General features: G+C 63.9%; 9 protein-coding genes. 3 read left to right on the top strand and 6 right to left on the bottom strand.

The window, feature by feature from the left end; all coding sequences use genetic code 11:
- Positions 1 to 20: 20 nt before the first annotated feature.
- The 5 genes from clpB to dut form a co-directional block, all read right to left on the bottom strand.
- A complete protein-coding gene (gene clpB, locus FTO74_RS00895; protein ID WP_162536459.1) occupies positions 21 to 2,624 on the bottom strand; it encodes an ATP-dependent chaperone ClpB in 2,604 nt (867 codons plus the stop codon).
- Positions 2,625 to 2,778: 154 nt separating this feature from the next.
- Complete coding sequence (locus FTO74_RS00890; protein ID WP_162536458.1) at positions 2,779 to 3,264, bottom strand: Hsp20/alpha crystallin family protein; 486 nt, start codon at positions 3,262 to 3,264, stop codon at positions 2,779 to 2,781.
- A gap of 266 nt (positions 3,265 to 3,530) precedes the next feature.
- Positions 3,531 to 4,928, bottom strand: a complete 1,398-nt coding sequence (gene purF, locus FTO74_RS00885; RefSeq protein WP_255462602.1) for an amidophosphoribosyltransferase — start codon at positions 4,926 to 4,928, stop codon at positions 3,531 to 3,533.
- 116 nt (positions 4,929 to 5,044) lie between these two features.
- A complete protein-coding gene (gene purL, locus FTO74_RS00880) occupies positions 5,045 to 7,510 on the bottom strand; it encodes a phosphoribosylformylglycinamidine synthase subunit PurL (RefSeq protein ID WP_162536457.1) in 2,466 nt (821 codons plus the stop codon).
- A gap of 92 nt (positions 7,511 to 7,602) precedes the next feature.
- Positions 7,603 to 8,034: a dUTP diphosphatase gene (dut, locus tag FTO74_RS00875; protein ID WP_162536456.1), complete on the bottom strand. Its 432-nt coding sequence runs from the start codon at positions 8,032 to 8,034 to the stop codon at positions 7,603 to 7,605.
- Positions 8,035 to 8,284: 250 nt separating this feature from the next.
- On the opposite strand from dut, the gene FTO74_RS00870 reads away from it, so the two are divergent.
- Both FTO74_RS00870 and FTO74_RS00865 read left to right on the top strand, forming a co-directional pair.
- A complete protein-coding gene (locus FTO74_RS00870; protein ID WP_162536455.1) occupies positions 8,285 to 9,589 on the top strand; it encodes an alpha/beta hydrolase in 1,305 nt (434 codons plus the stop codon).
- The gene (locus tag FTO74_RS00865; RefSeq protein ID WP_162536454.1) at positions 9,586 to 11,130 is read left to right on the top strand and encodes a GMC family oxidoreductase; all 1,545 of its coding nucleotides are present in this window, start codon (positions 9,586 to 9,588) and stop codon (positions 11,128 to 11,130) included. The genes FTO74_RS00870 and FTO74_RS00865 overlap by 4 nt, the downstream gene beginning before the upstream one ends.
- Positions 11,131 to 11,310: 180 nt before the next feature.
- On the opposite strand, the gene FTO74_RS00860 is transcribed toward FTO74_RS00865, so the two are convergent.
- A complete protein-coding gene (locus FTO74_RS00860) occupies positions 11,311 to 11,802 on the bottom strand; it encodes a MarR family transcriptional regulator (protein WP_162536453.1) in 492 nt (163 codons plus the stop codon).
- Between the two features lie 33 nt (positions 11,803 to 11,835).
- Between FTO74_RS00860 and FTO74_RS00855 the strand changes: the two genes are divergently transcribed.
- Positions 11,836 to 13,434 (top strand): DHA2 family efflux MFS transporter permease subunit, encoded by a 1,599-nt coding sequence (locus FTO74_RS00855; protein ID WP_162536452.1) that lies wholly within the window; start codon positions 11,836 to 11,838, stop codon positions 13,432 to 13,434.
- Positions 13,435 to 13,534 lie beyond the last annotated feature (100 nt).

The raw sequence follows: 13,534 nt of genomic DNA, 5'->3' as shown, positions 1-13,534 counted from the left end.
CGACCAACGGAAGCACTCACTTATCGGCCAGCCACTGTGAACGTCAGCCCATCCGCAGCCGCATCCACCAGCACCTTATCCCCATGCAGCACCTCGCCGGCCAGAATCTTCACCGCCAGCTTGTCCTGCACCATGCGCTGAATCGCCCGCTTCAACGGCCTCGCTCCATAAGCCCGGTCGTACCCGGCCTTGAAGAGCGCCGCCCGCGCCGCCTCCGTCAGCTCCAGCGTAATCTTCCGATCCGCCAGCATCTGCTTCAGGTCGTTCAGCCTCAGGTCGATGATGTGCGTCAACTGCGACTCACCCAGCGGATGGAAGACCACGATATCGTCCACGCGATTCAGGAACTCCGGCCGGAACTGCTGCCTGAGCGACTCCATCACCCGCGTCTTCGCGTCCTCAAAGCCCTCCGGCCCCGCGGCCCACGCCGTCGTCAACGCCGACGCGCCCACGTTCGAGGTCATAATCAGTACCGTGTTCTTGAAGTCCACGGTCCTGCCCTTCGAGTCCGTCAGCCGCCCGTCGTCGAGCACCTGCAACAGTACATTGAACACATCCGGGTGCGCCTTCTCGATCTCATCGAAAAGAACCACCGAGTAAGGCCGACGCCGCACGGCCTCGGTCAACTGGCCGCCCTCGTCATACCCGACGTACCCCGGAGGCGCGCCGATCAGCCGCGCCACCGCGTGCTTCTCCATGTACTCGCTCATGTCGATCCGCACCATCGCGGCCTCGTCATCGAAGAGAAACTCGGCCAGCGCCCGCGCGGTCTCGGTCTTGCCCACTCCCGTCGGCCCCAGGAAGATGAAGCTCCCAATCGGCCGCTTCGGATCGCTGAGTCCGGCCCGCGACCGGCGAATCGCATTCGCCACCGCGGCCAGCGCCTCGTCCTGCCCGATCACGCGCTCGCGCAGACGATCCTCCATCTGCACCAGCTTCTGCATCTCGCCTTCGAGCATCTTGGCCACGGGAATCCCCGTCCACCGCGAGACGATCTTCGCGATATCCTCCTCGTCGACCTCCTCCTTCAGCATCCGGCCCGAGTTCGTGCTCGCGTCCGCCGCCGCCGTCAGAGTCGCCAGTTCGCTCTCGAGCCGAGGAATCTCCCCGTACTGCAACTCGGCAGCACGCTGTAGATTCCCCTTACGAGTCTCCTCCCCGGCCTGAAACCGAAGCTGCTCCAACTTCTGCTTCAGCTCAGCGATCTTGCCGATAGCACCGCGCTCGGTCTGCCATCTCGCCCGCAGCCCGCTCGCCGTCTCCTGCACCTCGGCCAGCTCGCGCTCCACCTCTTCCAGCCGCTCCTTCGAAGCAGCATCGCTCTCCCGCTTCAGTGCCTGCTTCTCGATCTCGAGCGAGGTCGCCCGCCGCTCCAGGTCGTCGATCTCCACCGGCACCGAGCCGATCTGGATCGCCAGCGCAGCAGCCGCCTCGTCCACCAGGTCAATCGCCTTGTCGGGCAGGAACCTGTCCGAGATATAACGGTGCGACAGCGTCGCCGCCGCCACAATCGCCGAGTCCTTGATCCGGATCTTGTGGTGCGACTCGTACCGCTCCTTCAGCCCGCGCAGGATCGCGACCGTATCCTCCACGTTCGGCTCGCCGACGAAGACGATCTGGAACCGCCTCTCCAGCGCCGCGTCCTTCTCGATGTACTTGCGATACTCGTTGAGCGTCGTAGCGCCGATGGCCCGCAGCCCGCCCCGCGCCAGCGCAGGCTTCAGCATGTTGCTGGCGTCCATCGCGCCCTCGGACGCACCCGCGCCCACCAGCGTATGCAGCTCGTCGATGAAGAGAATGATCTCCCCGTTCGACTCCTCGATCTCCTTCAGCACGGCCTTCAGCCGCTCCTCGAACTCGCCGCGGAACTTGGCCCCGGCGATCATGCTGGCCAGGTCGAGCGCCACTACGCGCTTGTCCTTCAGGCTCTCGGGAACGTCGCCTGAGATGACACGCCGTGCCAACCCTTCCACAATCGCCGTCTTACCCACACCCGGCTCGCCGATCAGCACCGGGTTATTCTTGGTTCGCCGCGAGAGCACCTGCACCACCCGCCGAATCTCCTCATCGCGCCCGATCACCGGGTCCAGCTTGCCGCGCCGCGCCAGCTCGGTCAGGTCCTTGGCGTACTTTTCGAGCGCCTGGAACTTGCCCTCCGGAGTCTGGTCGGTCACACGCGAGCTGCCGCGAACGGCGCTCAGGGCCTTGAGAATCGCCTCATGGGTCGCCCCAAAGGTCGCCAGCGCCGCCTGCACAGCGTCGCCCTTGCCCTCCGCGAGCGCCAGCAGAAGGTGCTCGGTCGAGACGTACTCATCTTTGAAGTTCTCCGCCTCCTTGAAGCCGCGCTCCAGCACCTTCTGCAACGCGTTCGACATCCCCGGCTGTGCGCCGCCCTGTACCTTCGGCAGCTTGGCAATGGCCGAGTTCACGCCCGAGAGCAACTGCTCCACCGGCACACCCACCTTCTCCAGCACCGGGATCACGACACCCTCGCGATCCTCCAGCAACGCCGCCATCAGGTGCAGCGGCAGCACCTCCGGATTGCCGTTTTCGGCTGCGTGTCCACCCGCCGCCTGCACAGCTTCCTGCGATTTGACCGTCAATCTATCCCAACGAATTGCCATACGTTCTCTCCTCCCACGCGAAACGTCGAGCACTGCACGAAGTGCCGCCTGTCCGGCGTGAGGACGCACTTGCCATTGCTCCTAAACCTTATAAACAAAAAGAGGGAGACCGGCTATGATCTCCCTCACATCCAAAGATCACACTACTCCAGCCTTACGCTGCCTGCGGAGCCTCCACCTGCTTCGGGGTAGCGGAGCCGATCTCGATCTTGACCTGCTTCGGCCTGGCTGCCTCCTTCTTGGGCAACGTCACCGCGAGCACGCCGTTATCGTACTTCGCCTGCACCTCGGCGGTATCGACCGTCTGGGGCAGGGTAAAGCTGCGGACGAAGCTGCCGAAGCGCCGCTCAATGCGATGGAAGTTCTCTTCCTTCTCCTCGGCCTCGAACTTGCGCTCACCCTTCACGGTAAGTGTCTGATTCTCAACGCGGATATCCAGATCCTCCTGGCGGATGCCCGGGACCTCCAGCTTCAGAACGACCTTCTGGGCGTCCTCATACACGTCCACAGCGGGCACAAAGCTGCCGGCACCGAGGCTCTCGGGCGTGGTGAAGTCACTGAAGATCGAGTTCAAACGGTTCTGCAGTACGGCAACATCGCGCAACGGGGTGCGGAACGGTACAAATCGGGTCATGGTCATGGCACTTTCTCCTTTTCGTTACCTGAAATCTATGGGTGCGGGGCCAAGCCCACGCACTCAATAAGACGCATGGCGGATAAAAAGGTTGCAAATAATATGACAATAACCCACTCATATATTTGCAGTGATTCGTACTTTTCAAAACAGCAGCAAAAGCGCCCTGACGCCGGGCGGGAGGCACTTCGTGCGGTTCTCGACGCTTCGCGTGAAAACAAAAAAGAGCGGCGAGATGATCGCCGCTCTTTTTCTCCGTGTCTTTTCTTCTTTTACTTGGCCGGAAGAATCTCCGCCACATCCACCCATTGCGTCGGATAATGCCCCGTATAGCAAGCCGAGCAAAACGAAGCCGGAGAAAGCCCCGTCGGCGGCTCCCCCGTCGTACACGAGTGCGTCAGCCCCACCAGCGAGAGATACGCCAGCGAATCCGCCTCGATAAACTCGCAGATCTCCTGCAAAGACTTGTTCGCCGCGATCAGGTCCTTCTTCGACGGAGTATCCACCCCGTAAAAACAGGGCGAGATCGTCGGCGGACACGAGATCCGCATATGAACCTCGATCGCTCCCGCCGCCCGAACCATCCGGACGATCTTGCGCGAGGTCGTCCCGCGAATAATCGAGTCGTCGATCAGGATCACGCGCTTGCCCTCAAGCAGCGCCCGGCTCGGATTCAGCTTCATCCGCACGCCGAAGTCCCGCACCCGCTGGGTCGGCTCGATAAACGTACGCCCTACATAATGATTGCGGATCAGCCCAAAATTGAACGGAATCCCCGACTCTGCCGCATACCCCAGCGCCGCCGTTACGCCCGAATCCGGCACCGGCACCACCAGGTCCGCCGGAACGCCCGACTCCCGCGCCAACTGCCGCCCCATCTCCTCGCGGCTGGTCTGGACCCAGCGGCCATAGATTCTGGAATCCGGCCGGGCAAAGTAAACATGCTCGAAGATGCACGAGGCCGTGGGCGTGCTCTGCGGCGAGAATCTCCGGCTGGTCACTCCGTCCTCGGACACCATCACCAGCTCGCCCGGCTCCACGTCCCGCTCATAGCGGGCGTGCAGCAGGTCCAGCGCACAGGTCTCGCTGGCGAAGACGAAGGTATCCGGCTCGCCGTCCTTGCCGTCGATCCGCCCCATGCACAGCGGGCGGAAGCCGTGGGGGTCGCGCGCGGCGAAGATGCGGTTGCGCGTCATCATCACGATGGAGAACGCGCCCTCCACCTGGCTCAGAGCGTCGGCCATGCAGTCGATCAGGGTGTTCTTGGTGCAGTGCGCGATCAGTTGGATGATGATCTCGGAGTCCGAGGTCGTCTGGAAGATCGCGCCGTCGCGTTCCAGCCGCTCTTTGGCCGTGCCCAGGTTGATGAGGTTGCCGTTATGCGCAATCGCAATCAGCCCCTTGGTCGACTCGACCGAGATCGGCTGCGCGTTCAGCAGCGCCGAGTCTCCTGTGGTCGAATAGCGCGTATGCCCGATTGCGATGTGCCCCGGCAGCTTGGCCAGCACATCGTCGGTAAAGATCTCCGACACCAGCCCCATGCCCTTGATATCGTGGACAATCTCGCCATCGGCCGAGGCGATTCCGCCCGACTCCTGCCCGCGATGCTGCAACGAGTACAAGCCCCAATACGTCATCCGGGCTGCATCGGGATGGTTATAGATCGCCATCACGCCGCACTCTTCGCGCAGCTTGTCGAAGGGCGTCTCATCCTCCTCAAGGTCAGCATCCCCTTGGCGACAGGAGCTTTCAGCCAGCAGCAAACCATCCTTCAGCAACTCTTCGTTCACGCCAGAACCTCTTCAGCAAGCTGCGCTTCGAGAGCATCCGACCACGCAGTTTTGAACTCCGCGACCGGCCCGGAGATGACGGCCAGTTGCGCCGTCGAAGCCTCGTCCACAAAGCTGATATTGACCTCTCCCGCCGTAATCGTCCCCAGCGGAGCCAGCCACGCACCCGTGTGCCGGGCCACAATCTTCTGGATCTCTTCGACAGAAGCCGGATCGGCCGAGAGCAGCACCGAAGAGGGAATCTCGCTGAAGATCCGCTCCTTCAAGGTCCACTCTGCCTCGGCGGCCTCGCTCCGCAGCGTCTGCTTTACCTCGACACCCAGACCGCGCGAGAAACCAGCCTCGATCATTGCAGCAAACGCGCCGCCATCGGAGATATCGCAGGCCGAGTGCACCAATCCTGTGGCTCCCAGCTCGATCAGGCAGCGATGCAGCACAGCCTCTGCCGTCACATCCAGCACCGGAGGAGTACCCCATAGCTCGCCCAGCACAGTTCGGGCGTACTCGGTCGAGCCGAACTCCTGCTTCGCATCGCGTCCCTTACCGGTAAAGGTCGAGAGTAGCAGCAGCGCATCGCCAGCCCACTGGAAGCTCGACGGCACAGCCTTGGTCGTATCCTCGTGGATACCCACGATCCCAAGCACCGGAGTCGGATAGATTCCTTCACCTTTGGTCTCGTTATAGAGAGAAACATTGCCACCTGTAATCGGCGTGCCCAGCGCAGTGCAAGCCTCCGCGATGCCGTCGATGGCGTTCGAAAGCTGCGCCATAATCTCCGGCTTCTCGGGGTTGCCGAAGTTCAGGCAGTTGGTCGCCGCCACCGGCTTGGCCCCGGTACAGGCGACCTTCCGAGCGGCTTCAGCCACTGCGTGCATCGCGCCCAGCTTCGGGTCGAGATACGTCCAGCGGCCATTGCCCGCCAGCGCCATCGCCAGCCCGCGCTCGCCCTTGGCGGCCTCGATCACGGTCGATTCATCCCCGCCCAACGGCGCAAATCCAATCACGCCCGGCATCATCGTGTCGAGCGAGGGCGACGTGTGCATCGCCGGATGCCCGGTGCCCTTGATCCGCATCACGCCGGCTTCGCCGCCCGGACCCTGCACGGTGTTGGTCTGAACCATCGAGTCGTACTGCTCAAAGATGTACTTCTTATCGCAGATATTCGCGCTGGCCAGCAGCTTCTTCAGATCAGCCTTATAGTCCCGCGGCTTGTTCAGCTCAGCGAGCACCGCAGCCGTCGGGTCTTTAGGAACCGGCGGATTCCACACGCCCACAGGCCGGTGGTAGAGCGGCGCATCGTCGGTTAGGGACTTGTTCGGAATCTCCGCCACCAGCTCGCCATGATGCGTCACCCGCATCACATCGTCGGCGGTCACAATCCCAATCTCCGAGCAGTCCAGCCCCCACTTGGTGAAGACCGCCTTGACCTCGTCCTCGCGGCCCTTCTCGGCCACCAACAGCATCCGCTCCTGCGACTCCGAGAGCATGATCTCGTACGAGTTCATGCCGGTCTCACGCTGCGGCACCAGGTCCAGCTCAATCGTCAGGCCCAGTTCTCCGCGCGCGCCCATCTCGCAGGTCGAGCAGGTAAGCCCGGCCGCACCCATATCCTGAATCCCCAGCACAGCGCCGGTCTTCATGGCCTCAAGGCAAGCCTCAAGCAACAGCTTCTCAAGGAACGGGTCACCCATCTGGACGTTGGGACGCTTCTGCTCCGAACCTTCGGTGAACTCCTCGGACGCCATCGTGGCCCCGTGGATGCCGTCGCGGCCCGTCTTGGCCCCGACGTACAGCACCGGGTTACCCACGCCGGTCGCCTTGGCGTAGAAGATCTCATCCATCCGCACCATGCCCAACGCAAAGGCGTTCAGCAGGGGATTGCCCGAGTAGCACTCCTCGAACCGCGTCTCGCCGCCCAGGTTGGGCACGCCGAAGCAGTTCCCATACCCGCCCACGCCATGCACGACGCCCTTCATGGTCGTCCGGTTGCGATGGTAATCGACACCCTGCTCCTCGCCCATCAGAGGGCCAAAGCGCAGCGAGTCCATCACCGCCAGCGGCCTTGCGCCCATGGTGAAGATGTCGCGCAGAATGCCGCCGACGCCCGTCGCCGCGCCCTGGTAGGGCTCGATGTAGCTGGGGTGGTTGTGGCTTTCGATCTTGAACGCGCACGCCCAGCCATCACCCACCTCGATGATACCGGCGTTCTCGCCCGGACCCTGCACGACCAGCTCCGACTTAGTCGGAAGCCGCTTCAGGTGGACGCGCGAAGACTTGTAAGAGCAGTGCTCGGACCACATCACCGAAAAGATCCCCAGCTCGGTGAGCGAGGGCGTGCGCCCGAGGGCGGCTTCGATGCGGGTGTACTCCTCCGCCGTGATGCTGTGGGTCTTGAGCAGGGCGGGAGTAATGGTAGCCGGGCTAGGAAGGGTGCGGCTGGGCTGAACGTGCTGATTTGGCATGGCTCGCTGGTAACGATTGTCGCATGGCTGCGCGTGAGATGAACCTGTGGTAAATGCGTCCGTAGGCTTGTTTAAGTACCGGTAGACCCCGGTCAGGCCCCCGTAGACCCAAAACCGCGCTCTCCCCGGGCCGCCTCGGCGATCGCATCCGCTTCAACGAACTCCGCCGTAATCCTCTGCACGATCCGCAACTGCGCGATCCGGTCCCCGGCGGCGACCTCGTAGGGGGTCTCGTTCAGGTTCAGGACGACGACTTTGATCTCCCCGCGATAGCCGGGGTCGATGACGCCCGCCAGAGTCGTAACCCCTTTGACGGCCAGCCCGGAGCGGTCTTCGACCAGCGCACCGTAGTCGGAAGGGAACTCAAGCGCGATGCCGGTCGAAACCAACGCACTCTTCCCCGGCGGCAGGGTCGTAGCTTCGAGCGCGTAGAGATCGGCGGCCAGATCCCCCCAGGGGCCGGTGTGGGAGTAGCGCGGCAACTGCGCATTGGGGTTGAGACAGAGAACCTTAATCGTAGGCATATCTTCAATCTTAATGGCAAAGGAGCCTTGAGTTCCTGTCTGTTACGCGAAGCGTCCAAAACCGCACGAAGTGCCGCCCGCCCGGCGCAAGGGCGTTTTTGCTTTTGCTTCTAAAGAAGAAAAACGTCCTGCCGGACGGGCCTCCTACGCGAAGGGCGGGCGTTTGCACGCCTTTTTACTGCTTCGCGTGGCCCCCTGACACTCCTTCTACCCGACCCACGTATAACGAGAAGTGGAGACACGCATCACGATGCTCGCAGCCAACTCGACCGGCACCGGATCACCCACACTCATCCTGATGCACTTCCTCGGCGGCTCCGCGCGGGAGTGGCAAGAAGTCGTCGCCGCGCTCGGCCCCCAGGTCCACACCGTCGCGGTCGATCTCCCCGGCTTCGGCGACTCGGCCCACCTCCCCGGCTACACCGTCACCGAGATGGCCGACGCCGTCGCCGAGCTGATCGACTCCCTCCACCTCGAGCGTTACCTCCTCGTCGGCCACAGCCTGTCCGGCAAGGTTGCCGCCGTGCTGGCCGCCCGCCGCCCCACCGGCCTCGAGGGCATCATCCTGATCGCCCCATCCCCCCCTGGCCCCGAGCCCATGGCCCCCGGCAAGCGCGAGAAGATGCTGGCGGCCTTCGGCGCACTCCAGCCCGACGACCACCTCCGCGCCCGCGCCTACGTCACCAAGTACGAGGAGCGCATCCTCGCCGAAGACGTGCTGGCCCGCGCCACCGAGGACGTGCTGCGCATGAACCGCGCCGCGTGGACGGCCTGGATCGAGCGCGGCAGCCTCGAGGACTGGTCCGCCCGCGTCGGCACCCTCACGCTGCCCACGCTGCTGGTCACCGGCGACCGTGACACCTCCCTCGGCCTCGCAATCCAGCAGCAGACCACCCTGTCCCACTTCCCCAACGCCATCACCAAAGTCGTTGCCGAGTGCGGGCACCTGGTTCCCATGGAAAAACCCCACGAGCTGGCCACCCTTATCGCCGAGTTCCTCGCAACCCTCAGTATTCCGCAGCCCTACCTGAACTTCATCCACTCCGACCGCGTCTCCCCGCGCACCCGCGAGCTTCTTTTAGAACGCACGAAACCCCGTAGCGCCACACCCCGCGCCCTCACCGAAGCCCAGATGACGACGCTACGAGCCGTCGTCGCCCGCGTCATCCCCCAGCAGCAGAACCCCATCGACCTCGCCGGATTCATCGACGAGCGACTAGCCGCAGGCCACACCGACGGCTGGCGCTACGACGTCCTGCCGCCCGACCGCGAGGCTTACGCTGCCTCCCTCGACGCGCTGGCTGCCCAGTCTTTCAGCATCCTCCCCGCAGCCGATCAGGACGCCATCCTCCACCAGATCGCCGCCACGCCATCCGCGCAAGCCCGCTGGTTCGAGGACCTCCGCGCCGACGCCGTCAAGTTCTGGATGGCGCACCCCCAGACCCTCGCCCGCATCGGCTACAGCGGCATCGGCATCGGCGGCGCGCATACCCCTCACGCGGGATTCGTCACCCTCGACCCCGGCACCACCGAACCCTGGGAACCAGCCTCATGAAGCAATACAGCACCTCAGAGACAGTAGATGTAGTCGTCATCGGCACCGGAGCCGGAGGCGCGCCCGTAACCGAGCGCCTGGCCCGAGCCGGGCTTTCGGTCGTGGCTCTCGAAGCCGGTAAGTGGCGTGATCCCGCGCACGAGTTCGCCGCCGATGAGGTCGCCGCAGCCGACCTCTACTGGCTCGGCGACCGCCTGAGCGCGGGCGAGACCCCAACGGCCTTCGGGGGCAACAATAGCGGCACCGGCGTCGGCGGCTCGACCCTGCACTGGGGAGCCTTCGTCCCCCGCGCCTACCCACGCGACCTGCGCCTCGCCACCGAATCCGGCCTGGCCCCGGAGATCGACTGGCCCCTCACCTACGCCGACCTCCTCCCTTACTACGAGGAGACCGAGCGCTTCATCGGCGTCTCCGGCCCGGCCCACTACCCCTGGGACCCGACCCGCCGCTATCCCCTCGGCCCCGTGCCCCTGAACGCCCCCGCGCAGGCCATGCAGCGCGGCTTCGAGGCCCTGGGACTCACAACCGCCGAGGCCCCCGTGGCCACGGCCTCGCGGCCCTACCAGCAGCCCGGCTACCCCGAGCGCCGCGCCTGCGTGGGCTGCGGCTACTGCCACCAGGGCTGCGTCTTCGGCGCGAAGTCCAGCATGGACGTCACCTTCATCCCCTCGGCCGTCGCCGCCGGAGCCGAGATTCGTCCCGGCTGTTTCGTTCACACCCTCGAGCGCGATGCGTCCGGCCTCATCACCGCCGTCGTCTACAGCTCGGGCGGCGAAAATGTCCGCCAACCCTGCCGCGCCCTCTACCTCTGCGGCGGAGCCGTCGAGACCCCGCGCCTGCTGCTGCACAACAGCCTCGCCAACGGCTCCGGGCAGCTTGGCCGCAACTTCATGGCGCACGTCTCCACGCAGGTCTGGGGCACCTTTGACGAGCTGATGCGCGGCCACCGAGGCTTCCCCGCCTCGCTCATCTCCGAGTCCGACGCCACAATGCGCCCCGAGAACGCCGACTTCGCCGGAGGCTATCTGGTCCAGAGCCTCGGCGTCGTGCCTGTCACCTTCGCCCAGCAGGTTGCCCGAGGCCGCGGCCTGTGGGGCCAGCCGCTGGTCGACTACCTGACTCGCTACAACTACGTTGCGGGCCTCGGCATCAGCGGCGACTGCCTGCCCTACGACCACAACTTCCTCGAGCTGGCCGAGGAAACCGACGAGTTCGGCGTCCCCCGCGCCCGCATCCACTTCAGCTACGGCGAGAACGAGTGGGCTCTCTCGCGCCACAGCGCCCACCTGATGACGGCGGCGTGGGAGGCCGCCGGGGCCAGCGACATCTGGACCTTCGAGCGCTCGGCCCACGTCATCGGCACCGCCCGCATGGGTAACGACCCGGATACCAGCGTGGTCGATCCGTGGGGGCGCAGTCATGAGATTCCGAACCTCTGGATCTGCGACAACTCCATCTTCCCCAGCGCATTAGCGGCGAACCCGGCCCTGACGATCATGGCTCTGGCGCTGCGCTCGGTGGAGAAGTTCCTCATCTCCTGAAGACATCGTTCACGCGAAGCATCGAGAACAGCACGAAGTGCCGCCCGCCCGGCGTTAGGGCGCTTTTGTTGTTGCTTGTCCTGCCGGACGGGCCTCCTGCGCGGAGGGCGGGCGTTTACACGCCTTTTTACGGCTTCGCGTGGTCCTACCCTTGGTCGGGATAAAAGATTCTCGCTGAGGTTACTTCCCCATGCAGCCCCGAGAACCGCACTCGGTGTCAAGGTTGGCGAGGACACGCTCGAGAACAACGCTAAGGCTGCGAAGCTCCCCGACCGAGAGGCCCGCCCAGGCATCCGCCTCCACCTCGCGGACGATCTGCTCGGCGTAGGCAAGCAGCTTCTCCCCCGCCGGAGTCAGGCGCGCCGTCACCAGCCGTCCATTCTCTTTGTCCGCCCCGCGAACAATCCATCCCGCCTTCACCGAGCGCACCAGCATCGCCTGCGCAGTCTGCGGCGTAATCGAGCACGCCCGCGCAAGCTTCGCCCCGGAGATGCCGGGAGTCACCTGCAACTCACGCAGCAACCGCAGTTGCGCCGAGGTGATCTTGCGCTCGCGGAGACGTTCATCCATACGGCCGCGCAGCGCAATTAGCAGATGCTTAATGTTGACACCGGCCCGGCGCATCTCCGTCTCGCGTGTTGATTTCTTAATCTTCTCCTGAGGCGTTTTCATATCAGCTAGCTGATACTATATCAGTACACTGATATGCCTGATACTGCGCATCACGAAGACGAGTGGAAGCCGCGTTACAATCCCTGGGCGATCGCGCTCACGGTCACGCTGGCCACGTTCATGGAAGTGCTCGATACCTCCATTGCCAACGTGGCTCTGCCGCACATCGCCGGTTCGCTCGGCGCATCGCAGGAGGAGGCGACATGGGTGCTGACCAGCTACCTGGTCAGCTCGGCCGTGGTGCTGCCCATCTCCGGCTGGCTCTCGAACCGCATCGGCCGCAAGCGTTTTTACATGACGTGCGTCGCGGTCTTTACCGTCTGCTCGCTGCTATGCGGACTCGCGCCGTCGCTGCCAATCCTGATCCTGGCCCGCATCCTGCAAGGTGCAGGCGGCGGCGGTCTTGCACCATCGGAGCAGGCCATCCTGGCCGATACCTTCTCGGTAGCCAAGCGTGGGCAAGCCTTCGCGGTCTACGGCACCGCCGTCGTCATCGCCCCGGCGATCGGGCCGACGCTGGGCGGCTACATCACCGACAACTACAACTGGCATTGGATCTTCTTCATCAACCTGCCCATCGGCCTGCTGTCGCTCTGGCTCTCGAACCGTATGGTGGAAGACCCACCGCAGTTGAAGGCGCGCACCAAGATCAAAGCTCCCGTCGATTTCATGGGACTGGCGCTGGTAGCGTCGGGTGTCGGCTGCCTCGAGTTCTTCCTCGACAAGGGACAGGAGAAGGACTGGTTCGGCGATCCGATGATTACGACCGTCGCCATCCTCGCGGCCTGCCTGCTCATCACCTTCGTCTTCTGGGAGTGGCGGCACCCCGATCCGATTGTGGACCTGAAACTGTTACAAAATCGGAACTTCGGCACGGCTGTCTTCTTGCAACTCATCCTCGGCATGGTGCTGTTCGGCTCCACGGTCCTCATCCCGCAGTATCTCCAATCTCTGCTCGGCTACACCGCCGAACGCGCCGGTATGGTGCTGTCGCCGGCGGGCTTTGTGATGATGTTCGGCATGATCATCGCGGGCCGCTCGCTAGGGTGGAAGATCGACCCGCGCCTGACGGTCTGCCTCGGGTATCTGGCCACGTCCATCGGCATCTACAACCTGACACGGCTCTCGCTCGACAGCAGCTTCGGCACGGTGACGATCTGGCGTATGTTGCAGGTGATCGGACTGCCGTTCATCTTCATCCCCATCTCGACGTTGAACTACGTGGGCGTGCCGCGCTCGAAGTCGAACCAGATCTCTAGCCTCTCGAACTTTGCTCGCAATCTCGGCGGCTCGGCGGGCACGGCGCTGTTGACGACGTTCCTGGCGCGCACGGCGCAGACGCACCAGCAGGTGCTTGTGAGTAACGTGATTCCCGGCAGCCCCGGCTATCGCGGCTACATGGACGCTATCGTCTCGATGCTGCGTTCGGGCGGTATGACTGCGGCCCAGGCCGCACAGACTGCTACCGGATACGCCTATCAGCAGATGCTTCGGCAGGCTTCGATGTTGAGTTACAAGAACGCCTTCGCAGTGTTGTCGATGATGATTCTTTGCCTGTGCCCGCTGCCGTTCCTGATGAGGCTGCCGAGCAAAGCTGAGAAGCCTCTACCCGAAGACGCTGTAGCCCATTAGCACTTCGTGCCATTCTCGGGGTGGTATGGGGAATTGATTCTCTGAGGTCCTTCCGCTTGTCTCCGACCAGCGGGAGGACCGATGTCTTTTGAGTCATCAA

This window comes from Granulicella sp. WH15 (assembly GCF_009914315.1).
In the GTDB taxonomy this organism is placed as follows: domain Bacteria; phylum Acidobacteriota; class Terriglobia; order Terriglobales; family Acidobacteriaceae; genus Edaphobacter.
This window is presented reverse-complemented; position numbering and strand designations above follow the sequence as displayed.

Coding starts and splice junctions, on each gene's coding strand:
- clpB (WP_162536459.1), bottom strand. CDS start 2,624: ATGGCAATTCGTTGGGATAGATTGACGGTCAAATCGCAGGAAGCTGTG.
- FTO74_RS00890 (WP_162536458.1), bottom strand. CDS start 3,264: ATGACCATGACCCGATTTGTACCGTTCCGCACCCCGTTGCGCGATGTT.
- purF (WP_255462602.1), bottom strand. CDS start 4,928: ATGGCGATCTATAACCATCCCGATGCAGCCCGGATGACGTATTGGGGC.
- purL (WP_162536457.1), bottom strand. CDS start 7,510: ATGCCAAATCAGCACGTTCAGCCCAGCCGCACCCTTCCTAGCCCGGCT.
- dut (WP_162536456.1), bottom strand. CDS start 8,034: ATGCCTACGATTAAGGTTCTCTGTCTCAACCCCAATGCGCAGTTGCCG.
- FTO74_RS00870 (WP_162536455.1), top strand. CDS start 8,285: ATGCTCGCAGCCAACTCGACCGGCACCGGATCACCCACACTCATCCTG.
- FTO74_RS00865 (WP_162536454.1), top strand. CDS start 9,586: ATGAAGCAATACAGCACCTCAGAGACAGTAGATGTAGTCGTCATCGGC.
- FTO74_RS00860 (WP_162536453.1), bottom strand. CDS start 11,802: ATGAAAACGCCTCAGGAGAAGATTAAGAAATCAACACGCGAGACGGAG.
- FTO74_RS00855 (WP_162536452.1), top strand. CDS start 11,836: ATGCCTGATACTGCGCATCACGAAGACGAGTGGAAGCCGCGTTACAAT.